The organism is Shewanella inventionis, assembly GCF_019931735.1.
GTDB lineage: Bacteria > Pseudomonadota > Gammaproteobacteria > Enterobacterales > Shewanellaceae > Shewanella > Shewanella inventionis.
Window position 1 is genome coordinate 3,454,311 of sequence record NZ_CP082926.1, and the last position, 26,298, is coordinate 3,480,608.

The following is a 26,298-nucleotide window of genomic DNA, read 5'->3' on the forward strand; positions in this document are numbered from 1 at the left end:
CCTTTATTCGGTTAATGCTGCAAATGAAGCAACATCATTTACCGCTTGAGCGGATATCGATTTATTAATTCTTTTTGTTAATCCGGTTAATACTTTACCAGGGCCACACTCTACTAAATTTGTAACACCTTGTGTCGCCATAAACTCAACGGTCTCGCTCCAACGCACTGGGCAATATAATTGGCGCACTAATGCATCTTTAATTGCATCGGCATCTGTTGGCATTGCCACATCAACGTTGTTAATTACTTTAATGGTAGGCGCTGAGAATGTCACTTGAGTTAACGCTTTGGCTAATTCATCGGCAGCGGGTTTCATTAAGGCGCAGTGTGATGGCACGCTAACAGGAAGTGCTACAGCCATTTTAGCGCCAGCGGCTTTACAAGCGGCAGCTGCACGTTCAACTGCATTTTTTTCACCGGCAATAACCACTTGTCCAGGGCTATTAAAGTTAACAGGGCTGACGACATCACCTTGAGCAGACTCTGCACACGCTGTGGCAATAGCATCATCATCAAGACCAATAATGGCAAACATGGCTCCAGAACCAGCTGGCACCGCTTGTTGCATTAATTTACCGCGTAGTTCAACTAGTTTTACCGCGTCAGTAAACTCAATCACACCAGCACACACTAACGCAGAATATTCACCTAAGCTGTGACCGGCTAGTAATGAAGGCATTGGTTTGTTAGACGCTTGATAAGCGCGCCAAATAGCCACGCTTGCAGCAAGCAATGCCGGCTGAGTTTTATCTGTTTCATTTAACGTTTCAGCTGGGCCATTTGCAACCAAATTCCATAAATCATAGCCTAACGCGCCACTTGCTTCGGCAAAAGTTTGCCCAATAATGGCATGAGATTGAGCTAATTCAGCTAACATTCCTACGGCCTGAGACCCCTGCCCCGGAAATACAAAAGCAACATTTTCCATAACTGGTTACCTGTAAAATAATGTAAAAGTTAAAAACGAATTAATGCACTGCCCCACGCAAAACCGCCACCAAAGGCTTCGAGCAATAATAATTGACCACGTTGAATACGACCATCACGTACGGCTTCATCAAGCGCGATAGGCACAGAAGCGGCCGAGGTATTCCCGTGCTTGGCAAGGGTAAGCACCACTTTATCTAAACTCATATTGAGCTTTTTGGCAGTGGCATTAATAATGCGAAAATTGGCTTGATGCGGGACTAGCCAGTCAATTTCTGACTTGTCGACATTATTGAGGCGTAGCGTTTCAGTGACCACATTAGATAATTGAGTTACCGCGACTTTAAATACGTCATTACCTTTCATAGTCATAAAGCTAACGGCTTCTGAGCCTTCACCTGAGCGAGGAGGAAAAGCGCACTTTAACAAGTCACCTTGGCTACCATCGGCATAAATATGAGTGGCAATGATACCAGGGGTGTCACTTGCACCAATCACTGCTGCACCTGCACCATCACCAAATAATATGACCGTTGTTCGATCGGCGGGATCGCACATGCGTGACAACACATCGGCACCAATGACGAGTACTTTTTTAGCCGCGCCCGTTTTCACAAACTGGTCGGCAACCGACAAGGCATAAACAAAGCCGGAACATGCCGCAGCAATGTCAAAGGCAGGAATATTTTTAACGCCTAATAGTGCTTGAATTTCGCAGGCGGCTGCAGGAAATGCATTAGTTGCACTTGTCGTTCCGCACACAATCATATCAAGCTCACTGGCGTCAATTCCGGCCATGTCAAGCGCTTGTAATGCAGCTTGATAACCCATGGTTGCTACCGATTCGTCTGTTGCAGCAATGCGCCGCTCTGAAATACCGGTTCTTTCCACAATCCATTGGTCACTGGTTTCAACCATTTTTTCGAGATCTTGATTGCTACGAACTTGCACAGGCAGATAACTGCCTGTTCCGAGAATTTTTGTATGCATATATGAGATCAGCTATTGATGTCTAAAAGAATCGACTCCAAACGATCTTTAATCATTTCAGGAAGACGACGTTTTGCTTCTGTTGCTGCTAAATTTAATGCTTGTAAAAATGCAGCTTCATCCGCGTTACCATGACTCTTTACTACTATTCCGCGCAATCCTATCAGACTTGCACCATTATAGTGGTCGGGGTTCATCTTACTGAGAACAGCTTGTATGTGTGGAGCGATGAGTTTGGAGAGTAAACGTACAAAAAAGCCGTCTTTTAACCCACGCTTTAATTGATGCACTAATAACTTGGCAATGCCTTCGGACGTTTTAAGGGTAATATTACCCACAAAACCATCACAGACAATCACGTCTACATTACCCGTATAGATTTCGTCACCTTCAACAAAACCAATGTAATTGACTTGGTCTGTGTGCTGTAACAATTGACCAGCCTGTTGTACCTGATCATTGCCTTTAACCTCTTCGATACCCACATTTAATAATGCCACTTTTGGACGAGCTTTTTTATGAACAGCTTCACATAATACTGAGCCCATAATAGCAAATTGAAATAATGCTTCAGAATCGCAAGACACATTTGCGCCTAAATCGAGTAAATAAACTGGCTTACCGGTGACAGCAGGTAAACAAGATACTAACGCAGGCCTATCGATGCCGGGCAACGTTTTAAGCAGCACTTTAGCCATTGCCATTAATGCACCTGTGTTTCCTGCGCTAACGCAAGCGGCTGCTTTTCCATCACGCACCAACTCCAATGCAATTCTCATTGAGCTATTTTTACGTGAACGCAACGCATGAACAGGCCTATCACACATGGTGACGACTTCAGTGGTATGAATTATTTCAATGCGGTCTAAATCTGCAGATGGAGTTTGAGGTAAACATTTTTGAATGTCGGTTTGATTACCAACTAAAATTATTTTTAGCGTACTATGAAATTTCAATGCCTGCATCGCTGCAGGCACTGTCACGTGGGGGCCGTGATCGCCCCCCATCGCATCTAACGCAAGCGTCAGATTTGTCATCAGATAATCAACAAATTACTTGTTGATTACCTTTTTACCGCGGTAAAAACCATCAGCAGTCACGTTGTGACGTAGATGTAATTCACCGCTAGTTGCGTCTACTGATAATTGAGCAGTGCTCAATGAATCATGTGAACGACGCATGCCACGCTTTGAACGTGATTTTTTATTCTGTTGTACAGCCATTTGACCTGTCTCCTAGATTACTTGCTCTTCAGTTTTTCTAACACTGCAAACGGATTTGGACGCTCCTCTTGAGCGGGTTCGATCTCGCCTACAACTATATCTTTCGACCCTAGGTTGCAATCAGTTTCCTGATGCATAGGGATGATCGGCATAGCGACTATCAATTCATCTTCAATCAATTGATGCAGACGTACTTCACCAATCTCATTACACTCAATTGGGTCATACGCATCCGGGAGCTCATCGATTTCTGCCTCAGTCCGACAAGGACTAAAACAAAAGTCGACCGTAACCTCAGTAGTAAATTGTGTCATGCAACGTTGACATAACAGAGTGAGCTCCGTCACAGCCTTCCCGCGAAGGTAGACTATCCCCTGTAAATCGACGCCACATTCCAACGACACAACTACGTCGGAACAGTCGCCGGCACATAACTCGCTTAATCGCTTTAGTTGCTTGCCTGGCACATAACCTTCATAACGAAGGCCGCTTGAGGCAGCGCGTATAGGATCAATTGAAACCGGTATCTTTACTGTTTGCATAAGGCGCGCATATTATAGTTTGAAAACGCTGGAGTCAAAGAAAATTTCCGTAAAATAACGGTAATTGCACCTAACACTGACTCATTAGGTATTCTTTAATCCTGCATTGAATTTGAAAGTTGGCAAATTTTACCGAACCCGCCCCCATCACACAAGCATTACTCGGTGAAAAATACTCCATTTGGTCCACTGATTACAGTAAACTGACGGATAATGGCTCATATCACACAGTGAAATTAAATAAACGCAATGAAATACAATCTTATACTCGCGTCCACCTCGCCTTTTCGACAACAATTAATGCAAAAATTAATGTGCCCTTTTGACTGCGTTAGTCCAGATATTGATGAATCAGCGCAAATCAATGAAACCGCCACGGCTTTAGTGCAACGTTTAGCTGAACAAAAAGCAAAGGCAGGTGCTCAACTAGCCGTTAACATTGATACACCCCAATTGATCATCGGCTCTGATCAAGTTGCCGTTATTAACGGGCAGATTATCGGTAAACCTCACACTGTTGATAACGCCATTGCACAGCTCACAGCGGCGTCTGGTCAGTCAATCACTTTTTATACAGGCCTTGCGGTTTACAACAGTACAACAGAACAGATGTTGTCTTGTGTGGAGCCTTTCATCGTTCATTTTAAACCATTATCGCAAGCACAAATCCAATATTATATCGACACAGAACAGCCATTAAATTGTGCTGGAAGTTTTAAAAGCGAAGGCCTGGGTATTGCGCTATTTAGCCGCCTAGAAGGTAACGACCCCAATACATTAATTGGGTTACCACTGATTAAATTGATTGAATTACTGCAGATGCACGGTATGGACGTATTAAGCTAAGCATCAATGTCACTAAAAGCCTTCACGCTCTTCTGTGAAGGCAAAACACTTGATTACAAATAATCACGAATAGCAGAAACTCGGTCAACAATAGCAAGAGGCTTAAGCGTTGATAACGTGACTTCATTATGAGCGCCATAGCTCACGCCAATACTGGCCATTTTTGCGTTGTTGGCCATGGTTAAATCATGAATTGAATCACCAACCATAATGGCTTTATTAGCCGCAACATCAAAATAGCCCAATAATGCATGTAGCATTTCAGGATGCGGTTTACTTTGCGCATCACTGGCACACCGAGATGCATGAAAATATTGGCCCAGCCCAGTCAGCTCAAGCACTCTATCAAGCCCTTCTCTTGCTTTGCCGGTAGCAATGGCCAATAAATATCCAGCCTCATGCAATTGCTTTATTAACTCTTCAACACCTTCAAATAACGGCGTGGGATAATCGCTCGCTAAATGATGACGTCGATAACAATCGATAATTTGTTGATGATCGTGATGCTGTGAAAATAAAATAGGCATAATGTTTGGCAAAGATAAACCAATAACATCTCGAACTTGTTGTTCTGTAGGTACTGGCAACATAAGCTCTTGGGCAACACTTTGCATGCAAGACACAATTTTACCGACCGTGTCCATCAAAGTACCATCCCAATCAAAAATGATTAAATCAAATGCTTTTTCTTTACTGTTCAACATCACGCCCTATTTTAGTCAATCCACGGCAACTTAAGGTTAACATGTTTGCGATTACGTTAATCTACGCTCTTTTAAGCCTATCTAATGTCTTAACTAACACTTCGTCTAACGGTGCTTTAACCTGCATCACTTCATTGTTTTCAGGATGCGTAAACTTAAGCTCTGCCGCATGTAAAAATAACCGGTCTAGTCCTAATGCACGCATGCTGTCATCAAATTGCTGTTCGCTATACTTATCATCGCAGGCAATCGCATGGCCGGCATATTGGCAATGCACACGAATTTGGTGAGTGCGTCCTGTTACAGGGCTGGCTTTTACCAACGTACATCCCTGGTAACGCTGCATAATTTTGTATCGGGTTTCAGACTCTTTACCTTCTTTGTTTACCCGAACAATTCGCTCGCCAGACTTTAAGGTAATCTTTAATAACGGCGCTTTTACCACTTTATCGCTTGCTTGCCATTCACCACGCACAAGGGCTAAATAATCTTTTTGCATGGTTTTGCTGCGAAGCTGTTCATGTAAATGTTTTAATGCACTGCGCTTTTTAGCAACCAACAACACACCTGATGTGTCTTTATCTAAGCGATGTACCAGCTCTAAAAATTTTTGTTGCGGACGCAAAGACCGTAATCCTTCGATCACGCCATAATCCACACCACTGCCACCGTGCACAGCAATACCAGCAGGTTTATTCAACACGATTAAATGATTATCCTCATGAATAATCCGCTCTTCTAATTGTGACACTCGAGATAAATTAGCAGACGGCGCGGTACGATTATCTTTTTCAGCCACTCGCACGGGGGGCACACGCACAACATCACCCATTTGCAATTTGTATTCTGGTTTAATGCGCTTTTTATTTACACGCACCTCTCCCTTTCGCACAATCCGATAGATCATGCTTTTGGGCACGCCTTTTAGCTTAGTCAGCAGAAAATTATCGATCCGTTGTTCAACATTATCTTCGTCGATACTCACGTATTCAACTTGGGGGGTAGTTTCAGTATTCATGATGCGCCATATAGTAGTAACCGCAATAGTGTACCTTATCTTGCAAATGATTGGCTATGACCATTGGTGACATGGGCGACTTGAAATAAATACACGAAAGAATATGGGCTTTTGATTGATGAACATAGTGTTTGTTGCTATATTTGCGCTCTGGCTGAGAGTAAACAGTGGATAAAGTGTTCACAACTTTCACCAAATGCGAAAAACTGTAATTAAGAAAATGAGCTTTATCGGTAGCAAACCATTGATTTGCAGGTTGTATATAAATAAAAAACGACAAAAAACGTTTCGACAATCAAACCGTAAGTATTCAGTAAAAATTTCAATTTAACTGCAGTAAATCGCCCCAAATTCGAACAAAATTTTAGCTTGTTATCAAACAAACCGATTCGACTTGGGCATTAACGGATTAAATACCATAATTTATGGGGTTGGTTGTAAGTCAACGAATTCCTTGTTTTTGTAAATATTAGAAAATAAGCCATAAATAGGATGCGACACGCAGCGACTGCGTTTTACAGAAATGAGCACCTAATTGCCTGAAACTAACCGTGAGGTTATACCGATTAATTCAGGCCCGTAATGCAGAAAATCGTGTTGTTTGATGACCTCATTTAGAAGAATCACGTCATCATGAAACGTATGTTAATCAATGCAACTCAATCAGAAGAGTTGCGTGTTGCCCTTGTAGATGGGCAGCAACTGTATGATCTCGACATTGAAAGTCCAGGTCACGAACAAAAAAAATCAAATATCTACAAGGGTAAAATCACCCGCGTAGAACCTTCACTTGAAGCGGCATTTGTTGACTATGGCGCTGATCGTCATGGTTTTTTACCGCTAAAAGAAATCGCACGCGAGTACTTTCCTAAAGGATACTCTTTCCAAGGTCGTCCAAACATCAAAGAAGTGGTGCAAGAAGGCCAAGAAGTCATCGTTCAAATTGATAAAGAAGAGCGTGGCAATAAAGGTGCCGCACTTACTACCTTCATCAGTTTAGCCGGCTCTTACCTCGTATTAATGCCAAATAATCCACGCGCTGGCGGGATCTCGCGTCGTATTGAAGGCGATGAGCGTACTGAACTAAAAGAAGCCATGAGTGAGCTTGAAGTGCCAAATGGCATGGGCTTAATTGTACGTACTGCGGGTGTAGGTAAAGAGTCTACCGAATTAAAATGGGACTTAAAAGTTCTACAACACCACTGGGATGCCATTCAAGAAGCCGCTCAAAGCAAAGCAGCACCATTCTTAATTCATCAAGAAAGTAACGTGATCGTACGTGCTATTCGTGACTATTTACGTCGCGATGTCGGTGAAATCCTTATCGACCATCCACGCATTTTTGAAGAAGCTAAACTACACATTGGCCTAGTTCGCCCTGATTTTGTTGAGCGCGTTAAGCTATATGAATCTGAAGTGCCATTGTTTACTCACTTCCAAATAGAGTCTCAAATTGAATCTGCATTCCAACGTGAAGTGCGTTTACCATCAGGCGGTTCAATTGTTATCGATCCTACAGAAGCATTAACGTCTATCGATATCAACTCTGCTCGCGCGACTAAAGGCGGCGATATTGAAGAAACTGCACTAAACACTAACCTTGAAGCCGCAGACGAAATTGCACGTCAATTACGTCTTCGTGACCTAGGTGGTTTAGTGGTTATCGACTTTATCGATATGACACCTGTGCGCCATCAGCGTGAAGTTGAAAACCGTTTACGTGATGCCGTTCACCATGACCGCGCACGTGTTCAGTTAGGCCGCATTTCTCGTTTTGGCTTAATGGAAATGTCACGTCAACGTTTACGCCCTTCGCTTGAAGAGTCAGCAGCACATCTATGCCCGCGTTGTCATGGACAAGGTACTATTCGCAGTACTGAATCACTTGCACTGTCTATTTTACGTTTAATGGAAGAAGAAGCCATTAAAGAAAATACCACGCAAATCGAAGCCATTGTGCCGGTTGATGTGGCAGCATTCTTATTGAACGAAAAGCGCAAAGCAATTCGTATCACAGAAGAACGTCATGAAGTTGAAGTGTATGTCATCCCAGATGCTCACATGAAGACACCAGAATATCGCGTCGTTCGTCGTAAGAGCGATGATGAAGTGAGCGAATCAAGCTATAAACGCGTTGAAAAGCCAGCATCAAAACTATACGAGCCACGTAAACTTGAGCGAGCTGCATCACCAGAGCCTGCTTTAAAAGGGTTTGCCGCCCCACAAAAATCAGCCACTGTTGAAGCTGCACCAGCTCAAGCGCAAGCAACTAAAACACCTGTTGCATCTGCACCATCGCAACCAGGCTTTTTTGCTCGTATTGTGTCAGCCATTAGCGCACTGTTTTCAACTAGCGATAGCCAAAACAAAGACACTAAAACAGCTACACAAACAACAGATTCAGCACAAAACAATAATCGTCGCCCTCGTCGCAATGACAACCGCAACGAAAATAGCAATCGCAATACAAGCCGCAACGACAACCGTCGTCAGCGTAATGACGGCGACAATGCAAAAAACACCAACGAGCCTCGTACTCGTAATAAGCGTAATGATCGTAATAGCAAAAATAACGCTCAAGACGACAACGCTAAGAACAAGCCGCGTACTGAAAGAACAGACAAAGCACTGCAACAGGTTAATGAACCCAAAGCGGCAGAAGTCAAAACAAACACGGAGAAGTCGCCTAAGCAAGAAGCTGCTCGCGAACGTCGTCAACGCCGTAATATGCGTCGTAAAGTGCGTATCGAGAACGAACAAAGCGAAGCCGTTGCAGCAAAAGCGACTGATGCAGACACAGCTAATAACACTGCAACAGACAAACCTGCAGTAGTGGTGGACGTGCCTGAGGTCAAAACAACGGAGCCAAAAGCAACTGAAGCAAAATCTGAAGCCAAAGCTCCGCGCAGCCGTCGCCAGCCACGTAAAGACAGAAGTGAGCAATCAACTGAGGCACAAGCTAAAAACGAGACAACTACCGTTTCAGAAAATGCTGATAACGCACCAGTAGAACCTGTATCTCAAACCGCTAACAACGGCAATAAAACAGATGCGACAGATGTCAAAGCGCAAACCAATAGCGATAATGTTGAAAAAACCACTGTCGCTACCAATGACGTGAACATCAATGACGCCTCTGTAGCAGCACAACATGCTTCAAATAGTGATGCATCTGATGACAGTGATGCAGAAACGGCTGAAGATACTAAAGTTGAAGGACGTGAAGGTCAACGCCGTAGCCGTCGTAGCCCTCGCCACCTAAGAGCCGCAGGTCAGCGTCGTCGTCGTGATGATACAGACACTAACCAACAAGCAGTATTTACCTCTGTTGATGAGTTAGAAAAGCAATTAAATGCTGAGCAATCTAAACAAACGGGATCAACCTCTTCAACTGAAGATACCCCTACAGTAAAAACTGACTCGGCCGAAACTAACACGCCAGCAGTTGAAGCGCCTAAAGCGGCTGAGCCAGTTGTAGAAGCTGCCCCTCAAGCGCCGAAAGAATCTGAGCCAGTTGCAGAAGCTGCCCCTCAAGCGCCTAAAGCAGTTGAGCCAGTTGCAGAAGCTGCCCCTCAAGCGCCTAAAGCAGCTGAGCCAGTTGTAGAAGCTGCCCCTCAAGCGCCTAAAGCAGCTGAGCCAGTTGCAGAAGCTGCCCCTCAAGCGCCTAAAGAAGCTGAGCCAGTTGCAGAAGCTGCCCCTCAAGCGCCTAAAGCAGCTGAGCCAGTTGTAGAAGCTGCTCCTCAAGCGCCTAAAGCAGTTGAGCCAGTTGCACCTGTCACTAATGACAAGTCAACGTTAAATGCTTCTGCGCCAATGGCAAAGCCTGCACCAGTTGTACGTCAAGCGAAAGTAGAAACGGCCGCTGAAACTCAGGTTGAAGTTCAAGCAGACACCATAGCAGTTGTTGAAACTGCACCTAAAGCGCCAGCAAAAGCCAGTCGTTTTGGTTCGATGGTGTCATCTGATATGACCAAACCTACTGTTGGTGTTCGTGAACAAAAAGCAGTGCCACAAGGCAAAGCTTATGACACACAGACTGAAAACAGCGCACCAAAATCAGTGATAGCTAACAGCGCATCATCAGGTATGGCGCGTCCAGGTAAGTAGTCAAAAAGACGTCTAATGACGCAAACATAAAAGCCATGCTAATTTAGCATGGCTTTTTTATTGCTCATTAACGAGGCTGATATCGCTAATATTTTCCTTATACCAACAGATTAACGCTTACGTATTTCGGCAAACTTTGCCATCACTTTGTTAAACTTAGGTTTTACCACTAACTGACAATAAGGTTGCTCACCGTGTTTAGCAAAGTAATCATCATGATAGCTTTCAGCGGCATAAAACGTATCAAAAGCACTTATTTGTGTCACGATGGGATTTGGCCAGATTTGCTGTGCTGTTAAGTATTCAATAAACGCATTTGCTGCATCGACTTGCTGGCTATTATGAGCAAAAATCACAGAACGATATTGTGGACCTTTGTCGTTACCTTGCTGGTTTAATGTGGTCGGATCGTGACTTTCAAACAGTACCGTTAATAATGTCTCGTAACTGATGATATTTGGGTCAAATGTGATATGCACCACCTCAGCATGAGCCGTTTTACCAGAACATACCGCATCGTAATTAGCATCTCTGGCATCACCACCACAATACCCAGACTGAACACTCAATACACCGTTTAGTTGAGCAAAAATAGCTTCTACACACCAGAAACACCCAGCCCCGAAAGTGGCTTTTTCGGTGGTAGAGGTAGCAACTTGAATTAACTCATTCACGGGTTTAAACACCATAGATACAGAGTTAACACAGTGACGGATATTTTTGTCCGTTAGCCTCTCACCTTCAAATACATGCCCAAGGTGGCCACCGCATTGATGGCAGGTGATTTCAACTCGACGGCCATCTGCATCCATTGTGCGATCAACCGCCCCCGCTATCTCATCGTCAAAGGCGGGCCAACCACAATGCGCATTAAACTTGTGCTCACTTTTATATAAGGGAGCTTCACATTTTTTACAACAATAAATACCTTGAGCATTATGATCGACATACTCACCACTAAAAGGACGTTCGGTGCCTTTTTGCTCAATAACGTATTTTTCAAATTCAGTTAATTTATTCATTGAAAGCTCTCATTAATTGCCGCCCCACAAACATTACGCAGATGAACGAATATCGGTTCAACCAATTACATGTGAAAACGAGCAAAGAATTGCGACAAAGTGTGACTAAGGTTACCATTAGCGTGGGTCAACACACTAATAAGAAATATATAATGAAACTTAATACAATTGATTATTTAGCACCAGATAGTGCTGCACGATTTGTCGAGTCACTTCGAGAAACTGGATTTGGGGTATTATCAAACCATCCAATCCAAAAACAACTGGTCGAAGACATTTACAAAGAATGGTACGAGTTCTTCTTGTCAGATGAAAAACATGACTTTTTGTTTAAACCAGAAACACACGATGGATTTTTCCCGGCTTCAATATCAGAAACCGCTAAAGGCAACACAGTCAAAGATATCAAAGAATATTATCATGTGTATCCTTGGGGGCGTATTCCTGACTCACTTAGAGCCAACATCCTCGCTTACTATGATCATGCCAACGCCTTAGCATCAGAGCTATTGGGGTGGATAGAAAAATACACTCCGCCAGAAGTTGCTGCAAAGTATTCAATTCCGCTCCCTGATATGATCGCAGCAAGTCAAAAAACATTATTACGTATTTTACATTACCCTCCAATGAAGGGCGACGAAGAGCTAGGCGCAATCCGCGCAGCCGCTCACGAAGACATTAATTTAATCACCTTATTGCCTGCAGCCAATGAACCTGGATTACAAGTAAAGGCCAAAACGGGTGAATGGATTGATGTACCAAGTGATTTTGGCAGCATCATTATTAATATTGGTGACATGCTCCAAGAAGCTTCAGGGGGCTATTTCCCTTCAACTTCCCATAGGGTAATTAATCCAGAGGGTACCGACAAAACTAAGTCGCGTATTTCTTTGCCATTATTTTTACACCCAAATCCAGAGGTAGTCTTGTCTGAGCGTTATACCGCAGACAGCTACTTGATGGAAAGGCTACGTGAGTTAGGTGTTATTTAAACGTATCGCATTTCAAAAGTACCAAGACTAAGCGCCTCCGGGCGCTTTTTTTATGTTTTTACTGAGCTAACAAGGTACAATATGGCTTTTACATTTCTCGGTAAATATTGATTTTATTTACTTGAGCAGGCATTCGGTTATAAGGCAACATCATGGCAATTCAGTGGTATCCAGGACACATGCACAAAGCACGCAAAGAGATCGAAGAGGCAATGCCTCAGGTCGATCTTGTTATTGAAGTGCTCGATGCTCGCATTCCCTACAGCAGTGAAAACCCAATGGTGTCACAACTTCGTGGCGATAAACCCTGTATTAAACTGCTCAATAAATCTGATTTAGCCGATCCAGCCGTGACAGAGCGATGGATTGAATACCTTGAACGTGAACAAGGGGTTAAGGCTTCAGCAATTACGACTTTACAGCCGGGCATGGTCAAAAATATTCCTGATATTTGCCGTAAACTGGTGCCACATCGTGATGTGATAGAAAAAGACATCCGTACCATGATTATGGGGATCCCAAACGTGGGTAAATCAACCATCATCAACACCCTTGCAGGGCGCACCATTGCCAAAACCGGCAACGAGCCTGCTGTTACTAAAACACAGCAACGGATTAATTTACGTAACGGTATTGTGCTTTCAGACACCCCGGGCATTTTATGGCCAAAAGTCGACAACGAAGCGAGCAGTTATCGCCTAGCGGTTACTGGTGCGATTAAAGACACGGCAATGGAATATGAAGATGTCGCCATGTTTGCCGCTGAATATTTTTTAAAGGCTTATCCTGAAGCCATGCTAGAGCGGTACAAACTCAGTTCATTGCCAGAGACAGATATTGGTTTACTTGAAGCCATCGCAGGCTCTCGTGGTGCACTTCGCCCTGGTGGTCGTATTGATTATCATAAAGTGTCAGAACTGCTTTTACACGATTACCGCTCTGGACGCATCGGACTATTAAGCTTAGAAACACCTGAAATGGCCGAAGCAGAAAAACTGGAAGTGGCGCGACTATTAGCAGAAAAAGAAGCATTAAAACAACAGAAGATTGAACAAGAAAAGTTAAAGCGTTCAGGTAAACGACATAACGATTAACCTTTAACGACCGCTAGAACATTAAAAAAGGGGTAATCATTTACCCCTTTTTAGCCTCTGCAATTTGCTGAGCTAATTTAGCTAAACTGTTTTCAAGTAAATCAATCACTAATTCAAAGCCATCATTGCCACCATAGTAAGGATCGGGCACTTCACTATTTTCATCACCGGCAAACACTAGCATTAAATTAAGCTTATGCTGATATTGCTTAGGGCAGCGCGCGTTCAAATCGTGTAAATTGGCGTTATCGGCTGCCAGTATCAAATCAAACTCGGTAAAATCACGCTCGGTAATTTGCCTTGCTCTCATTCCACTAAAATCTAAACCACGTTTGCGCCCAGCAGCCATACTGCGACTATCTGGCTCGTTGCCCTGGTGGTATGCTATGGTCCCTGCCGAATCAATCTTTAATGATAAACCATGCAATTTTACTTGCTGTTTAAAAACGGCCTCTGCGGTCGGAGAGCGACAAATATTCCCCATACAGACAAATAAAACAGACGACACATCTGCTAAACGGTGTTTATTGTTCATAAATTCAACTAGATATTTGTATTTGGTATAATCATACTATCAAAAGATAAAGTAAACCGACTAACACATAATGTGCTGTCATCTCGCTAACGTTTATTGAGCTGGACGCTCTCGTAAAAATGTCGCAAACCTTGGCGTTCCTTTTTGAGTAAACCCTGAATATTGGTACGTAATCGTCGCCCCAATGGCGGGAGGCACTTTTCGCTGCTTGTCAGTTAATCCGCTGCCAATATTAAATACAACACCATCTGGGGTTTTAACGGTTAATGCACCCAACAGCCCAAGGTACTTACCTTTACCTTCGGTATACCCAATCACAACCGCTTCGGCGTCATATTTAGGTTTGAGTTTTACGATAAATTGACTGCGACCAACCTGATAAAAGGCCTGCCGATAATGTAACATTAGGCCTTCACCGCCCTCATCAACAACCCTATCGAGCTGATTAAAAAGTGCCGTATTATCTGAAATTGATAACTGACTAATGGCTTGTAAATGCTTAGAGTCAACGTGTTTTACTAACTTTTGCATCGCAATGTATCTTTGCTCAAATGTACCCGGATGCTCTGGCAAATCAAATATCATAAACCTAACAGATTGCCATTCTTGCTCGAGTGTCTGCTCACGTCTGACTAATGCGGATATTTGTTCAAACTGCCCTCTGCCGAGCCACAGCTCTCCCTCAACAGGATAATCAGGAAACCCTTTTATGAATGATATTGGTAAGGCAATATCTCGGCCACTTCTGGTTAACATTTGTTTTCCTGTCCAGTAACCGCGCACGCCATCAAGCTTTTCACTGACCAGATAATCGCTCACCTCAAGATTGGCATCATAATGGCTGGCAAGTTGAATATCGGGTTTGGGCAACACGTCACTATAACTGTAAAGGCTAGTCATCTGTAATAGTGCTAACAGCATAAAACACACTTTGCGTAACATAAGCAATCCTTGCCAATGGCGAAACTATTGTAAAAAAGTAAAGCCTAGTACAACTCAGATAGATATCCATATTTCGCTAAATTAACTGTTTCCATAGCGCAACGATGTTACAATTGAGCCAGAGATAACCAAAAGACAAATATAATGAAACCAACAAATAATCATGGTCTTAAGCGCGTTTTTAGAGCTACTGGGTTTTCAATTAAAGGCTTATTAGCGGCATGGAAAAACGAAGCAGCCTTTAGGCAAGAAGCAATATTAGCCCTATTGATGCTGCCAATCGCACTTATCATTGATGTGAGTATGGCAGAGCGTATATTAATGATGATGACATTGATGATTGTCTTAATTGTCGAATTGATCAATTCAGCCATTGAAGCCGTTGTTGACCGGGTTGGCGATGAAATTCATCCCTTAAGTGGGCAAGCCAAAGACATTGCCTCAGCGGCTGTGTTTATCAGTTTAGCGCTGTGTGCAATCACCTGGGCAATGATATTAATACCGCTGATTTAACGCCTATAGGTTTAAGGGATATCGGTATATGATTAAAAGTTTGGTGTAAGTGCCTATGGCGGGTTGTCAGACATTAATGAAGCAAAAGCACTTACTCACAACATCATTCACCACATTAGGGCGTATTTATCTGTCAGACAAGCGTAACAGAATGCCGTTTAGCCCGTAGGATCAGTAAATTGATGGCCGTGCGGCTAAAAAACAGCCGCAACCCATCGCTCTGAGGCTAACATGACTCTATGGTGCGTTAAGTAATCTCGACCTAAGGCAACTATGGCCGCAATTATCTGCCTTACCAAAACCATTTTTATCTCTCAACATAAAACATAAACAAAGATAAACAGACCCTAAACAGTCTCATGACTTAAGGTTTTAGCTAAAATGGCAATCGTTTTTTCAATATAAACTAGTCGTTCATTTTCTGGCCAATACGCGGCATACACATTACGTGTAATGTTGTTTGCTCCTTTTACCATAAACAAGGTGTTATTGGTTAAATATGGCTTCACGAGCACTTCAGGTAAAAAAGCACACCCCCCATTATTTAATATAAAATCCAATGCCATTCTTGCCGAACTGGTATGCAATACCGGTAACGGCAACATGGTAAATTCTTGTGCATGGGTAATATTAAATGCCGTCCCCCAGTCAACCTTGATATATGGTATTGATGAGGTTTGCGCGAGGTTAAGGTTGTGCTGATCGGCAACCAACACCAAGTTTACTTGCGCTAATTTAACCAGTTCAAGTTTATCGAGTTTGGGTGGGTCAAAACTTATCGCGATATCAAGGCTACGTTCTATTAATTGTCGAGTCATAACCGATGCCGACAACACATCGGTTCGTAATGACACTCCATCTAGCTCCATATGCAATGGCTGCAAGTAGGGCTGCAAATAAGCTTCCCAAATATTCGGGCCTGCAGATACCGTCAATTGAATACTATGCTGTTGATTTAAAATAATATCTTGTTTTGCCCTTTCCCACGTATTTAATACAGCCTCTGCATGACCAAGCATTCGCTCACCTGCCGGTGTTGGCTGAATATTATTGCGTAAACGCTCAAATAACTCGACCCCGAGAATACCTTCTAGCTGCTTAATCCTAAAACTCACTGCACTGCGGGTTAGGTAAAGATTTTCAGCCGCCTTACCAAAATGACGTGTACGAGAAACCTCTAAGAAGGTTTTTAATAAATCTGTATCCATAAAAATTCTTTACCGTTAAGGACAAAATATTTTGATTTTAAAAATGATAATACTAGCCAATACTCCAGTTGAAAATCTTTATATCTCATAATCTAGAAGGTATTAGCTATGTCTCAGCAATCATTTGTCAATGCTAAACAAGGTATTGAAGCTCACACCAATGGGTCAAGTGACAGTTTCCGCTCTACTAAACGCTTCTATGATGACGCGAATTTTCCCAAAGGATTTAAGCGTTGCGGTGATTTTACCAGTAAGGAAGCTGACTTGCTTGAACAACATGGTCAAGCAATGAAAGATTTAGCTGAAGCAAAACAACTGCCATGCAATGTCGACGAAGACCAATTTGTAAAAGTGGCTCAAGGTATTTTACCCGCCTCGACCACAATGGAATTATTGTGGGTTAAATACTGTCGTTTAGCAAAAGGAAAACCCTTTTATGCTGTAGTAGGCACAATTCATGCCCCAGCAAGTGCTAAAATTGAAATTGAATTTGATGACGTTGAAGATGACGCATCTGACACAGATGAATCGGAATAACCCTTATTCAGTCATCAAAAAATGTCATTAATTCAATGACCACTCATGAGTAGAGCCATTAACACGACTCTACTCTTAGGTGCTCAACTCTGCCCTCACCACTAAATAAACATACTTTTTCATCACACCATGTTTTAGCAATTTAAAACCGTTCCCTTTTGGGACGCGTTTATCTTTCAAGATATATTGCTGTCTATTGTTGCTCGTTCAGAGATGGCTGAGGATTTTTCGTGTCGTTATTCTACATAAAAAGCCAATAACGTCTTAAAAACGAACAACAAGTGCAACCCGAAATGTTAGGTTAAAAACGCAGTATGCTTTGTTGAGCCAATCTGCTTCGATTACCATCCACTCACTCGCCCCGCTTAATCCATTTTATCTCGAACAACATTCACCCAACAAAGGTCAACTTGCCCTTGCTTTATTCTACTGTGGCTTGGTACCAGTTCACACCAACGAAAAAAACATGATTCTATGCAACATTTAGATACAAATACTTCACATCTTGTAGTGACCTGTTAGTATGTGTGCTGAACAGTTTGTGCTCATCTTTGTTTATTTGAATATCAGCCACGACACATTTTAATAACCCCACTTTGGTTATCTGTCGTAACAAAAAATTCAATCGCAAATACCGCAACTGCATCATATGAAGTCGCATACAAAGTCGCTTTAGAAAAAATAATAAGTGCGGAGTTTCAATGATTAAGTCCATTTTTTATATTGTCATAATGCTGTTGTGCACACAAAGCGCAAACGCTTCGAATATCGACAATAGTGATCCTATGTCCATTATGGACACGTTCTCCCTGGATTTTGGGGTGTTTTACGCTAACTCAGATTCAAATATGGCCGTCACTAACCCTAAAACAGGCGGCACGTTTCCCATAGATTTTGAAGACACGTTACTCCTAGCTGAAGAACAGTACCTTCCGTACTTTGAGCTAACCTACACATTCAATCAACGTCATCATTTTTACATCGACTGGAAATCTTTAGATCGCCAAGCAGATAACAACCATGTAAACGAGGATTTTATCCTCGAAGACATTGATGGCAAAGATTACTTAATCGAGGTGGGAACCAAACTCGATACCGAACTCAATATTGATATATTACGACTGGGATATGGTTATGATGTTTGGCAAGGCACTGATTATGCTGTTGGTATTTCTATCGGTTTTCATACCATGTTTATTGAAGCCGTTTTTAAAGGCACAATAGGCACTTGTATCCCAGACTCTTCTTTAACTAGCTTGTGCAGTAATGTGGTCGCAACACCCGAGGTTGTTGATGACACGCTTACGGCTCCATTGCCTAATGTCGGTATTTATGGTTCTTATGAATTGTATCATGGATGGACTTTTTCAGCGTATGCGCAGTATTTTTCAGTCGCTTATGATGATGTTGATGGTTCGCTAATCGATGTTCGATTAGGAATTGAAACTCAATGCTCTGAGAACTGGTCACTAAAATTGGCTTATAATTACTATGATGTTGATATCACAATAGAAAAACAACGAAAAATGAACAACAATGTACTAAAAACATTCGATCATAACATCAATTACAGCTTTACTGGCCCTCTGTTTGCTGTGTCATATCGTTTTTAGTTTGCTAACAATATCCTCTTCATAATCCCATTGATATGCTCTTTTGTGATCAGTAAAATGATAATGTATTGCTATAATCTCTATCATACTCAATAACCTTACCAGTCTTTTCATCGCGCTATGCATGAGGTACTTAATGCCTAACACCTTATTACAAACTGCTGCTGCTAATTTGAAAAAAGCAGTGCCGCTAATGCTTAAGTACAAAATCCCAACAACACCCACCAATTATGCGCTTTGGTATGCCTATGTTGGTGAACAAAATCCATTGTTGAACCAAGATCTCGACACCGCAATAAAGCAAAATCAAACCTGTTCACCTGTTACCAGTGAGTTACTTTATAGAAAACATGTAAGCGATCCTGTTGAGCTCGATGTACGCGAAATGCGTAAAAATCTTGATGCCATGGTTTGCGAGCTATCACAATCACTGCGGGATACTAATTTAGATACTGAGACCTTCCAGTCTCAAATTGACAAAGATTTTAAAAAATTAAGCGACCTGGAAACCAAAGGGTTTTCACTTGAGCAAGTGATTGGGGTTGTGAGAAGTATTGTTAAAGAGTCATCAAATATACGATCTAGTACAGTGAGCTTTACCGAACAATTACAAAAAGCACAATCTGAAATTGATACACTAAAAACGCGATTAGCAGCATCTGAAAAAGACATGTTATTTGATGCCTTAACAAATGTATTAAACAGGCGCGCATTTAACCATGATATTGAAGCACAGATTGATTTATCGCCTACTGGTACATGTTTGATTTTAATTGATATTGACCACTTTAAATCCTTTAACGACACTTTTGGTCATCAATTGGGTGATTTGGTATTAAAAACAGTAGCTAAACGTATCCAAGAAGCGTGTCGTGATGGTATAAAACTCTATCGTTTTGGCGGAGAAGAGTTTGCCATTATCGTGCCTAGCAGCCAATTAAGAGTGGCAAGGCAACTGGCTGAAGCGATCCGCAGAGCCATAGAAAAACTCAGCGTAAAAGACCGTCGTAGCGATAAAGTGATTGACTCAATAACAGCCTCATTTGGTGTGGCAGAGTGGAAACCCAAACAAAGTGTGGCCCAGTTAATTGAAGCAACTGACAAATTATTATATGAGGCAAAACGCCTTGGCCGTAACCGAGTGATGCCAATTGCCAGTTAAGTTAATTGGCCAAAAAACCATAAAACTCAACCTTGAGATGAATAAACCTTCATCCGGTTGAGTTTTTTATTAACTCATTATTCCGACTTTGGTAATTGCACATAAGCCGCCGCATTGTCGGCCGTCGGATTTGCAAGATGTGGCACATAGCCTAAAAATGGCGCTTGCATCATGTGTTGTAAACTTTGCAAGTTTTCATCAATAAACGCCATGTCGGCATCAACCTGATTGGCCACCCAACCAGCAATACTCAAACCATCGGCTAGCAGCGCCTCTTGCGTTAACAACGCATGATTTAAGCAGCCAAGTTTCATACCCACAACCAGAACGACTTCAATTTTAGTGTTTTTCGTTACAGCATGACTTAACTGAACACTATTGCCATAAGTGGATGTCTCTTGTTGAAGCTGAGTCTGCAATAACTTAACCGTGTCAGATAAATACTCGCCATTACCTAACGGTAAACGCCAACCACCAGCACCTTCAATTAAGGCAAAGTCAGCATTAACCATTGCCGGGTGAAACATCGCATCAAATACACCTTGTGCACTTAACGCAGCATTGACCTGCAATGCTGCAATATGCGGTGCAATTGCGGGTTCAAAACTAATTGGATTAATCTCTTGATACGCTAAGCCCATGTTTGATTGCGCCATTAACATCAATGCATCACGGTTGCGCAACCCATCGTCAGTCATTTCACAACCTGAGGCAATAGGTTTAAAACCGCATTTATGCCCTTGTGCTTTGGCCAGCAATGCCGCAGATATTAAGGTTTTGCCGCTATCGGTGTCGGTGCCAGTGACAAAATACAGCATACTTTTAGCCCCGTTTAGCGCGAATAAACGCGATTTGATATGTTAAAGGAATGCCTTTTTCTGTGCGCAGCCTCTGGGCTAATTCAACACGTTGTTGCCATTGCTGCTTTTTTAGCACTGTCCGGTTTGGGTTATGCTGAGCAAATGACGCCCCTACCCCTTTAATGGAGTACAGCAAGCTACGTAAATCATCAAAATAGACTTGAATGCATTCAAGTTTGATATCAATACTTTGCCATGTATTATTTTGAGTTTGCGATGACATAAATGCTTGTTTTAACGCCGAAACGGAGTTGAATTGATTGACATGAAAACCTAAGGTTTTCAACTCGGCTAAACTGCCATCGGCAACAATACTCACATGACACTCACCATTTGGGCGTAACACTCTATGCAACTCACAACATGCTTGAGGTAAATTTGGGCACCACTGTAAGGCTAAATTAGAATAAATACTGTCGACAGACTCGGCTTGTAACCCTAACGCCTGGGCATCACTGCACAGAGGCAAATACTCTGTAAATTGTTGAGTTAGCTCAGTTAACATGCCATGGGCGATGTCGACTGCCACGACTTGATTAACCGCAGTCAATGCTGAAAAATCTGTACCAGGCCCAGCACCTATATCCAATAATGTGCCGTTTAAATTCGCTTGTTTTAATAATTGCTGTGCACTTAAACGTTGCAATACATCATGTTGTTTATATTGGCGTGCAGCGCTTGAAAACTTATTGGCCAGTGGATTATCTAACGTCATGAGGTTTCTCATCGATCCAAATAAATGTCGTTACTATGTGGGTAACGTCGCTGATGTGTTTGTATCAACATCAGAATGATTAAGCGCTAATGCAACGGCAGCCACCAAGGCACAAATGTCGTCAGGCTGATGCAGAGCATTAAGGGTGATCCGTAACCGGGCCTGCCCTTTAGGCACTGTAGGCGAGCGTATTGCTCCCACCAAAAAACCTTGCTGAATTAACTGTTTGGCAATGGTAACAACACGCTGATTGTCTCCAACTATAATGGGCTGGATAGCCGTTAACGATTCAGTTAACGGTAATTGATTTTGTGTAGCGACCTGTCTAAACAGCGCGATATTGGCTAACAGTTGGGTTAACAATTGCGGGTGCGAATGCTGCCAATTAATCGCCGCTAACGCCAAATGGGCATTAGCAGGAGATAACGCCGTTGAGTAAATGTATTCCCGCGTTGTCGCCACCAAATAATCAATCACGTTTTGAGAAGCTAAAATGGCCGCGCCCTGGCAACCTAATGCTTTGCCAAAGGTCACCACTTGAATATCGACCTTGTCTGCGTTAACCAAGTCTCTGGGTAACACACCAAAGCCATGAGCATCATCAACAATCAACCAACAGTGATGCTCGCGACATAAATTTGAAAGTTCAGCAATGGGGGCGATATCACCGTCCATACTGAATACGCTTTCTGTGACCACTGCGCAGTTGGGATGGCGTTCAATAACACGCGCTGCACTGCTAAGATCATTATGTAAAAAACGGCTAATTTTGCATTGGCTGTCTTTTAAGCCATCAATCACAGACGCATGGACTAACTTGTCTGCAATCACTGTGTCATTGGCATTAAATAGGGTTTTCATCAGCGCGCTGTTTGCACTAAAGCCAGAACTGAATAGCATACACGCCTGATGGCCTGTTAATTCACACAAGCGCTGTTCAAGCTGTTGATGTGCAACACTGTAACCACTGACTAACGGCGATGCTCTACTGCCTACGCCGTATGTTTGCGCTCCTTGGTAAAGGGCTTTAGCTAACGCCGGTTCTTGCGATAACCCTAAGTAATCATTGTGGCTAAAATCAATAACCTTGGCTTGCGATACAAGCCCGTTAACCCGCCTTTGACGTAAAAGACCCGTCGTGTGTAATTGCTCAAGGGTAGTATTTATCCGCTGAGCGAGTGGATGGTTATCCGTTACTGACAGATCTGATTTTGCCATGGCTAATTACAGTGCCGCGGCATCGTAAAACTGCTTTGTCGACTTATCTTGCTTAGCACTGGCTTTAGCAAGTAATGCACTGTCGGACTCAATATTGGCTTGTGGGCCTTGCTCAGGGTGTAAGCCCAAACGACGGAACAGACTCATGTCATCGTTTTCTTCTGGGTTTGGTGTAGTCAGTAACTTACAGCCATAGAAAATAGAGTTTGCACCAGCAAAGAAACACATTGATTGCAGTTCATCGCTCATGTTTTCACGCCCGGCGGATAAACGCACCCGCGACTTAGGCATCAAAATACGCGCAACGGCAATAGTGCGCACAAATTCAAGTGGGTCGAGATCATCTAACTTTTCAAATGGTGTACCTGCCACTTTCACTAACATGTTGATAGGCACTGAATCTGGATGGTGCTCTAAATTGGCTAACTGTTGCAGCAAACCGGCACGGTCAGTGGCTTGCTCGCCCATACCCACTATACCACCAGAGCATACTTTCATACCTGAGGCGCGGACGTTTGTTAAGGTATCTAAGCGGCTTTGATAGGTACGGGTAGTAATCACGTCACCATAATATTCAGGCGAAGTATCGAGGTTGTGGTTGTAATAATCTAAACCCGCATCAGCAAGTTGCTCAGCTTGCTCAGATGACAACATACCTAAGGTCATGCACGTTTCCATGCCTAACGCGCGCACATCTTTAACCATTTGAGTTAAATACGGCATGTCTTTATCGCGTGGGTTTCGCCAAGCGGCGCCCATACAAAAACGCGATGCGCCAGCAGCTTTTGCACTTTTAGCCTCTGTTAATACTTTTTCAATTTCAAGTAGACGTTCTTTTTCAAGCCCAGTGTCATAACGCGCGCTTTGAGGGCAATATTTACAATCCTCAGGGCATGCACCGGTTTTAATCGACAAAAGACGACTGATCTGCACTTCGTTAGGGTCAAACGTTTCACGATGAATACTGTGGGCTTTAAACAATAAATCATTCATCGGCAATGCAAACAATGCTTCGATTTCTGCTTTTTGCCAATCGTGACGAACTTCAGCTAACGACATGGATCTTTCCTTTATTTTGATTTTATGTTGGCTAGGATACCCTGAGCCCGTAAACTGTCAACGCAGCGAACACCTCACACTTTACAAGTGATTAAAAAAAGAGCACCCATAATTATGGCACTTTCAGACACAAACACCACTATCGATTATGCTTTTGATGCACAGCATATTTGGCACCCCTATACCTCTATGACCCAGGCGCTGCCTGTATATGGTGTGGTTTCTGCTCAAGGTTGCGAGCTGACGTTAGACAGTGGTGAAGTGTTAATTGATGGCACCAGTTCTTGGTGGTCATGTGTGCATGGTTACAGTCATCCGACCATTTTAGCGGCCATGCAGCAGCAACTGTTAAGCCTAAGCCATGTGATGTTTGGTGGCATCACCCACCAGCCCGCTATTGAGGTTTCAAAACGCCTAGTGCAAATGACCAGCGCCAATTTAACCAAAGTATTCTTGGCCGACTCAGGCTCTATTGCCGTTGAGGTGGCCCTAAAAATGGCGTTGCAGTATTGGCAAGGCCGCAATAAGCCGCATAAACAGCGAATTATGACGGTAAAAAGTGGTTATCACGGCGACACCTTTGCCGCCATGAGCGTGTGCGATCCAGACGGCGGCATGCACACCATGTTTGGCAATAATGTCACTAAACAGGTGTTTATTCCTGCACCCACATCGAAGTTTGAAGAACCCCTCAATCAAACCGATATAGATGCATTGGAAAATGCATTCAACCAACATCATCAGGATATTGCCGCGGTGATCATTGAGCCTATCATGCAAGGTGCTGGCGCAATGCGTTTTTACTCGCCAGCCTATTTAACTAAGCTGCGAGCCTTATGCGATGAATACCAAGTGCTGCTGATTTTAGATGAAATAGCCACCGGTTTTGGCCGCACCGGAACCTGTTTTGCTTATGAGCACGCTAATATTGAAGCGGATATTTTATGTGTTGGTAAAGCACTGACTGGCGGTTACATCAGTTTAGCCGCCACCTTGTGCAGTGATGAAGTCGCTAATGGCATTAGCGACTCACCCGCTGGCGTATTTATGCATGGCCCAACCTTTATGGGTAATCCATTAGCTTGCGCTGCAGCCACTGCCAGTTTAGATTTATTGCTTAAAGGTGACTGGCAACAACAAGTCAGCACCATTGAAGCTCAACTTAAACAAGAGCTCGCCAGTGCCATTAATTTAGCGCAAGTTAACGATGTACGCGTATTGGGCGCCGTTGGGGTATTAGAAATGCACAGCCCAGTCAACACGGCTGATTTACAAAAAGCCTTTGTCGACTTAGGGGTTTGGGTAAGACCTTTTAGCCGCTATATCTATATTATGCCGCCATACACCATTAGTTCAGCACAGTTAAGCCAGTTAACGTCAGCCATGTTGGCCGTTGCAGGCTCTATTGTCCCTTCAAAAAGCAATCACACTTTGATCAGTCATGGGTAACCCACTACACGCCCTGATCTAATTCTGATTGAGCATGGCCGATAATGGCGTCTGAAATATCTTTATAGACACCTTTAAGTAAAATCCAATGGTGCCAGTAGAGCGTTTCAGTAATGATATGCTCTTTGCAGATGTGCACTAATTCACCTGATGCCAGTTCTGATTTAATTTGCGTTTTTGGTACTAAACAATAGGCTGCACCTTGTTTCGCCATAGTCACAAAGGCTTCAGATGAGCGCACTGTGTGTAATGGGTACTCACCTTGTGTTAAACCAAAATGCTGTTGAATGTATCTTGTGTGCATATTGTCTTTATGATCAAAAGCAATACCTGGGGCTTTTTTAAGACTATTTGCGCTAATTCCGTTTGGAAAATAATTACGCCTAAACTCTGGTGATGCAACAAGCAAGTAATCTACGCAGCCTAGCCGAGTTAATTGACACCCTTTAATGGCGGTTGATTGCAGAGAAATTGCCCCAAAAGCTTGACCGTCTTTAACACGATTTATGGTGTGTTCTTCACCATCAATGAGCAAATTGACCTCAACTAGATGTGACTTAATCACTGGAGCAATGGCAGGGATAAGCCAGGTCGCCAAAGTATCGGCATTACTTGCGATATGTAAGGTTAACGGGGTTTGTGGTGAATTAGGCATGGCACTTGGGAGTAAATCTGCCTCAAGTTGCACGACTTGGTAATAATGTTTTAATAGCTGCTTACCTAAGTCCGTCGCGTGAATGGGCTGGCTTCTTATCAGCACAGGCTGCGCAAACTGCTGTTCAAGCTGTTTAATACGCTGTGACACTGCCGATTGCGACAAACACAACACTTCTGCTGCGCGTTCAAAACTTTGCTCTTTTATAACACAGCTCAATGCGAGCAATAATTTGTAATCGAGTTTACTCACAACTACCTACCCTTTAGCAATATTGGCCATTATGGAAACGGCTAAATATTGGTATTACATTAATTATTCTTATGCTTAAGAAAATATATTAATTTAACTTATAAAACAAATCC

25 protein-coding genes are annotated in these 26,298 nt (G+C 42.9%); 9 read left to right on the top strand and 16 right to left on the bottom strand.

The genetic code is table 11. From position 1 onward, the window contains the following. Positions 1–3: 3 nt before the first annotated feature. The 5 genes from fabD to yceD are packed head-to-tail and all read right to left on the bottom strand — an operon-like array spanning position 4 to position 3,684. A complete protein-coding gene (gene fabD, locus K8B83_RS15395) occupies positions 4–930 on the bottom strand; it encodes an ACP S-malonyltransferase (protein ID WP_223417970.1) in 927 nt (308 codons plus the stop codon). A gap of 29 nt (positions 931–959) precedes the next feature. Continuing rightward, positions 960–1,919 (bottom strand): beta-ketoacyl-ACP synthase III, encoded by a 960-nt coding sequence (locus K8B83_RS15400; RefSeq protein ID WP_188739883.1) that lies wholly within the window; start codon positions 1,917–1,919, stop codon positions 960–962. An 8-nt stretch (positions 1,920–1,927) separates the two neighbouring features. Further along, positions 1,928–2,956, bottom strand: a complete 1,029-nt coding sequence (plsX, locus tag K8B83_RS15405) for a phosphate acyltransferase PlsX (protein WP_223417984.1) — start codon at positions 2,954–2,956, stop codon at positions 1,928–1,930. A gap of 15 nt (positions 2,957–2,971) precedes the next feature. Continuing rightward, positions 2,972–3,142, bottom strand: a complete 171-nt coding sequence (gene rpmF, locus K8B83_RS15410) for a 50S ribosomal protein L32 (protein ID WP_011636967.1) — start codon at positions 3,140–3,142, stop codon at positions 2,972–2,974. A 17-nt stretch (positions 3,143–3,159) separates the two neighbouring features. Beyond that, positions 3,160–3,684, bottom strand: a complete 525-nt coding sequence (yceD, locus tag K8B83_RS15415; protein WP_188739881.1) for a 23S rRNA accumulation protein YceD — start codon at positions 3,682–3,684, stop codon at positions 3,160–3,162. Between the two features lie 249 nt (positions 3,685–3,933). Here yceD and K8B83_RS15420 point away from each other — a divergent pair, with 249 nt between their 5' ends. After that, positions 3,934–4,530 (top strand): Maf family protein, encoded by a 597-nt coding sequence (locus K8B83_RS15420; protein ID WP_223417985.1) that lies wholly within the window; start codon positions 3,934–3,936, stop codon positions 4,528–4,530. 53 nt (positions 4,531–4,583) lie between these two features. Here K8B83_RS15420 and K8B83_RS15425 read toward each other — a convergent pair whose 3' ends face one another. Then, complete coding sequence (locus K8B83_RS15425) at positions 4,584–5,234, bottom strand: HAD-IA family hydrolase (protein WP_223417987.1); 651 nt, start codon at positions 5,232–5,234, stop codon at positions 4,584–4,586. A gap of 61 nt (positions 5,235–5,295) precedes the next feature. Then, a complete protein-coding gene (rluC, locus tag K8B83_RS15430; RefSeq protein WP_223417989.1) occupies positions 5,296–6,252 on the bottom strand; it encodes a 23S rRNA pseudouridine(955/2504/2580) synthase RluC in 957 nt (318 codons plus the stop codon). 633 nt (positions 6,253–6,885) lie between these two features. Here rluC and rne point away from each other — a divergent pair. After that, complete coding sequence (gene rne / locus K8B83_RS15435) at positions 6,886–10,359, top strand: ribonuclease E (RefSeq protein WP_223417990.1); 3,474 nt, start codon at positions 6,886–6,888, stop codon at positions 10,357–10,359. A gap of 110 nt (positions 10,360–10,469) precedes the next feature. On the opposite strand, the gene K8B83_RS15440 is transcribed toward rne, so the two are convergent. Next, positions 10,470–11,381 (bottom strand): bifunctional methionine sulfoxide reductase B/A protein, encoded by a 912-nt coding sequence (locus K8B83_RS15440; RefSeq protein ID WP_223417997.1) that lies wholly within the window; start codon positions 11,379–11,381, stop codon positions 10,470–10,472. Between the two features lie 152 nt (positions 11,382–11,533). Between K8B83_RS15440 and K8B83_RS15445 the strand changes: the two genes are divergently transcribed. Continuing rightward, positions 11,534–12,373: an isopenicillin N synthase family dioxygenase gene (locus tag K8B83_RS15445; protein ID WP_223417999.1), complete on the top strand. Its 840-nt coding sequence runs from the start codon at positions 11,534–11,536 to the stop codon at positions 12,371–12,373. Between the two features lie 152 nt (positions 12,374–12,525). After that, a complete protein-coding gene (gene ylqF, locus K8B83_RS15450; RefSeq protein WP_188739874.1) occupies positions 12,526–13,467 on the top strand; it encodes a ribosome biogenesis GTPase YlqF in 942 nt (313 codons plus the stop codon). Between the two features lie 40 nt (positions 13,468–13,507). On the opposite strand, the gene K8B83_RS15455 is transcribed toward ylqF, so the two are convergent. After that, positions 13,508–14,002, bottom strand: a complete 495-nt coding sequence (locus K8B83_RS15455) for a low molecular weight protein-tyrosine-phosphatase (RefSeq protein ID WP_223418001.1) — start codon at positions 14,000–14,002, stop codon at positions 13,508–13,510. A 93-nt stretch (positions 14,003–14,095) separates the two neighbouring features. After that, positions 14,096–14,944, bottom strand: coding sequence for a DNA ligase (locus K8B83_RS15460; protein ID WP_223418002.1), 849 nt, complete (start codon positions 14,942–14,944; stop codon positions 14,096–14,098). 144 nt (positions 14,945–15,088) lie between these two features. On the opposite strand from K8B83_RS15460, the gene K8B83_RS15465 reads away from it, so the two are divergent. After that, positions 15,089–15,457, top strand: coding sequence for a diacylglycerol kinase (locus K8B83_RS15465; RefSeq protein ID WP_223418004.1), 369 nt, complete (start codon positions 15,089–15,091; stop codon positions 15,455–15,457). A 347-nt stretch (positions 15,458–15,804) separates the two neighbouring features. Here the strand turns inward: K8B83_RS15465 and hdfR are convergent, their stop codons facing one another. After that, positions 15,805–16,665 (bottom strand): HTH-type transcriptional regulator HdfR, encoded by an 861-nt coding sequence (hdfR, locus tag K8B83_RS15470; protein ID WP_223418006.1) that lies wholly within the window; start codon positions 16,663–16,665, stop codon positions 15,805–15,807. 108 nt (positions 16,666–16,773) lie between these two features. On the opposite strand from hdfR, the gene K8B83_RS15475 reads away from it, so the two are divergent. The 3 genes from K8B83_RS15475 to K8B83_RS15485 all read left to right on the top strand — a co-directional run bounded on the left by K8B83_RS15475 (position 16,774) and on the right by K8B83_RS15485 (position 19,977). Beyond that, a complete protein-coding gene (locus K8B83_RS15475) occupies positions 16,774–17,202 on the top strand; it encodes a DUF413 domain-containing protein (protein WP_223418007.1) in 429 nt (142 codons plus the stop codon). A gap of 701 nt (positions 17,203–17,903) precedes the next feature. After that, the gene (locus K8B83_RS15480; RefSeq protein WP_223418009.1) at positions 17,904–18,815 is read left to right on the top strand and encodes a hypothetical protein; all 912 of its coding nucleotides are present in this window, start codon (positions 17,904–17,906) and stop codon (positions 18,813–18,815) included. A gap of 136 nt (positions 18,816–18,951) precedes the next feature. Further along, a complete protein-coding gene (locus K8B83_RS15485; protein ID WP_223418011.1) occupies positions 18,952–19,977 on the top strand; it encodes a GGDEF domain-containing protein in 1,026 nt (341 codons plus the stop codon). Between the two features lie 77 nt (positions 19,978–20,054). Here the strand turns inward: K8B83_RS15485 and bioD are convergent, their stop codons facing one another. The 4 genes from bioD to bioB are packed head-to-tail and all read right to left on the bottom strand — an operon-like array spanning position 20,055 to position 23,829. Beyond that, the gene (bioD, locus tag K8B83_RS15490) at positions 20,055–20,792 is read right to left on the bottom strand and encodes a dethiobiotin synthase (protein WP_223420085.1); all 738 of its coding nucleotides are present in this window, start codon (positions 20,790–20,792) and stop codon (positions 20,055–20,057) included. 7 nt (positions 20,793–20,799) lie between these two features. Then, positions 20,800–21,552 (bottom strand): methyltransferase domain-containing protein, encoded by a 753-nt coding sequence (locus tag K8B83_RS15495; RefSeq protein WP_223418013.1) that lies wholly within the window; start codon positions 21,550–21,552, stop codon positions 20,800–20,802. A 33-nt stretch (positions 21,553–21,585) separates the two neighbouring features. After that, a complete protein-coding gene (locus K8B83_RS15500) occupies positions 21,586–22,770 on the bottom strand; it encodes an aminotransferase class I/II-fold pyridoxal phosphate-dependent enzyme (protein ID WP_223418015.1) in 1,185 nt (394 codons plus the stop codon). A gap of 6 nt (positions 22,771–22,776) precedes the next feature. Continuing rightward, positions 22,777–23,829 (bottom strand): biotin synthase BioB, encoded by a 1,053-nt coding sequence (gene bioB / locus K8B83_RS15505; protein WP_223418017.1) that lies wholly within the window; start codon positions 23,827–23,829, stop codon positions 22,777–22,779. Between the two features lie 114 nt (positions 23,830–23,943). On the opposite strand from bioB, the gene bioA reads away from it, so the two are divergent. Continuing rightward, positions 23,944–25,278, top strand: coding sequence for an adenosylmethionine--8-amino-7-oxononanoate transaminase (bioA, locus tag K8B83_RS15510; RefSeq protein WP_223418019.1), 1,335 nt, complete (start codon positions 23,944–23,946; stop codon positions 25,276–25,278). Positions 25,279–25,282: 4 nt separating this feature from the next. On the opposite strand, the gene K8B83_RS15515 is transcribed toward bioA, so the two are convergent. Continuing rightward, entirely contained in the window at positions 25,283–26,185 is a 903-nt protein-coding gene (locus K8B83_RS15515) for a LysR family transcriptional regulator ArgP (protein WP_223418021.1), read from the bottom strand. Positions 26,186–26,298 lie beyond the last annotated feature (113 nt).

Excerpts from the sequence above, each read along its gene's own strand:
- fabD (WP_223417970.1), bottom strand. The coding sequence starts at position 930 with ATGGAAAATGTTGCTTTTGTATTTCCGGGGCAGGGGTCTCAGGCCGTA.
- K8B83_RS15400 (WP_188739883.1), bottom strand. The coding sequence starts at position 1,919 with ATGCATACAAAAATTCTCGGAACAGGCAGTTATCTGCCTGTGCAAGTT.
- plsX (WP_223417984.1), bottom strand. The coding sequence starts at position 2,956 with ATGACAAATCTGACGCTTGCGTTAGATGCGATGGGGGGCGATCACGGC.
- rpmF (WP_011636967.1), bottom strand. The coding sequence starts at position 3,142 with ATGGCTGTACAACAGAATAAAAAATCACGTTCAAAGCGTGGCATGCGT.
- yceD (WP_188739881.1), bottom strand. The coding sequence starts at position 3,684 with ATGCAAACAGTAAAGATACCGGTTTCAATTGATCCTATACGCGCTGCC.
- K8B83_RS15420 (WP_223417985.1), top strand. The coding sequence starts at position 3,934 with ATGAAATACAATCTTATACTCGCGTCCACCTCGCCTTTTCGACAACAA.
- K8B83_RS15425 (WP_223417987.1), bottom strand. The coding sequence starts at position 5,234 with ATGTTGAACAGTAAAGAAAAAGCATTTGATTTAATCATTTTTGATTGG.
- rluC (WP_223417989.1), bottom strand. The coding sequence starts at position 6,252 with ATGAATACTGAAACTACCCCCCAAGTTGAATACGTGAGTATCGACGAA.
- rne (WP_223417990.1), top strand. The coding sequence starts at position 6,886 with ATGAAACGTATGTTAATCAATGCAACTCAATCAGAAGAGTTGCGTGTT.
- K8B83_RS15440 (WP_223417997.1), bottom strand. The coding sequence starts at position 11,381 with ATGAATAAATTAACTGAATTTGAAAAATACGTTATTGAGCAAAAAGGC.
- K8B83_RS15445 (WP_223417999.1), top strand. The coding sequence starts at position 11,534 with ATGAAACTTAATACAATTGATTATTTAGCACCAGATAGTGCTGCACGA.
- ylqF (WP_188739874.1), top strand. The coding sequence starts at position 12,526 with ATGGCAATTCAGTGGTATCCAGGACACATGCACAAAGCACGCAAAGAG.
- K8B83_RS15455 (WP_223418001.1), bottom strand. The coding sequence starts at position 14,002 with ATGAACAATAAACACCGTTTAGCAGATGTGTCGTCTGTTTTATTTGTC.
- K8B83_RS15460 (WP_223418002.1), bottom strand. The coding sequence starts at position 14,944 with ATGTTACGCAAAGTGTGTTTTATGCTGTTAGCACTATTACAGATGACT.
- K8B83_RS15465 (WP_223418004.1), top strand. The coding sequence starts at position 15,089 with ATGAAACCAACAAATAATCATGGTCTTAAGCGCGTTTTTAGAGCTACT.
- hdfR (WP_223418006.1), bottom strand. The coding sequence starts at position 16,665 with ATGGATACAGATTTATTAAAAACCTTCTTAGAGGTTTCTCGTACACGT.
- K8B83_RS15475 (WP_223418007.1), top strand. The coding sequence starts at position 16,774 with ATGTCTCAGCAATCATTTGTCAATGCTAAACAAGGTATTGAAGCTCAC.
- K8B83_RS15480 (WP_223418009.1), top strand. The coding sequence starts at position 17,904 with ATGATTAAGTCCATTTTTTATATTGTCATAATGCTGTTGTGCACACAA.
- K8B83_RS15485 (WP_223418011.1), top strand. The coding sequence starts at position 18,952 with ATGCCTAACACCTTATTACAAACTGCTGCTGCTAATTTGAAAAAAGCA.
- K8B83_RS15495 (WP_223418013.1), bottom strand. The coding sequence starts at position 21,552 with ATGACGTTAGATAATCCACTGGCCAATAAGTTTTCAAGCGCTGCACGC.
- K8B83_RS15500 (WP_223418015.1), bottom strand. The coding sequence starts at position 22,770 with ATGGCAAAATCAGATCTGTCAGTAACGGATAACCATCCACTCGCTCAG.
- bioB (WP_223418017.1), bottom strand. The coding sequence starts at position 23,829 with ATGTCGTTAGCTGAAGTTCGTCACGATTGGCAAAAAGCAGAAATCGAA.
- bioA (WP_223418019.1), top strand. The coding sequence starts at position 23,944 with ATGGCACTTTCAGACACAAACACCACTATCGATTATGCTTTTGATGCA.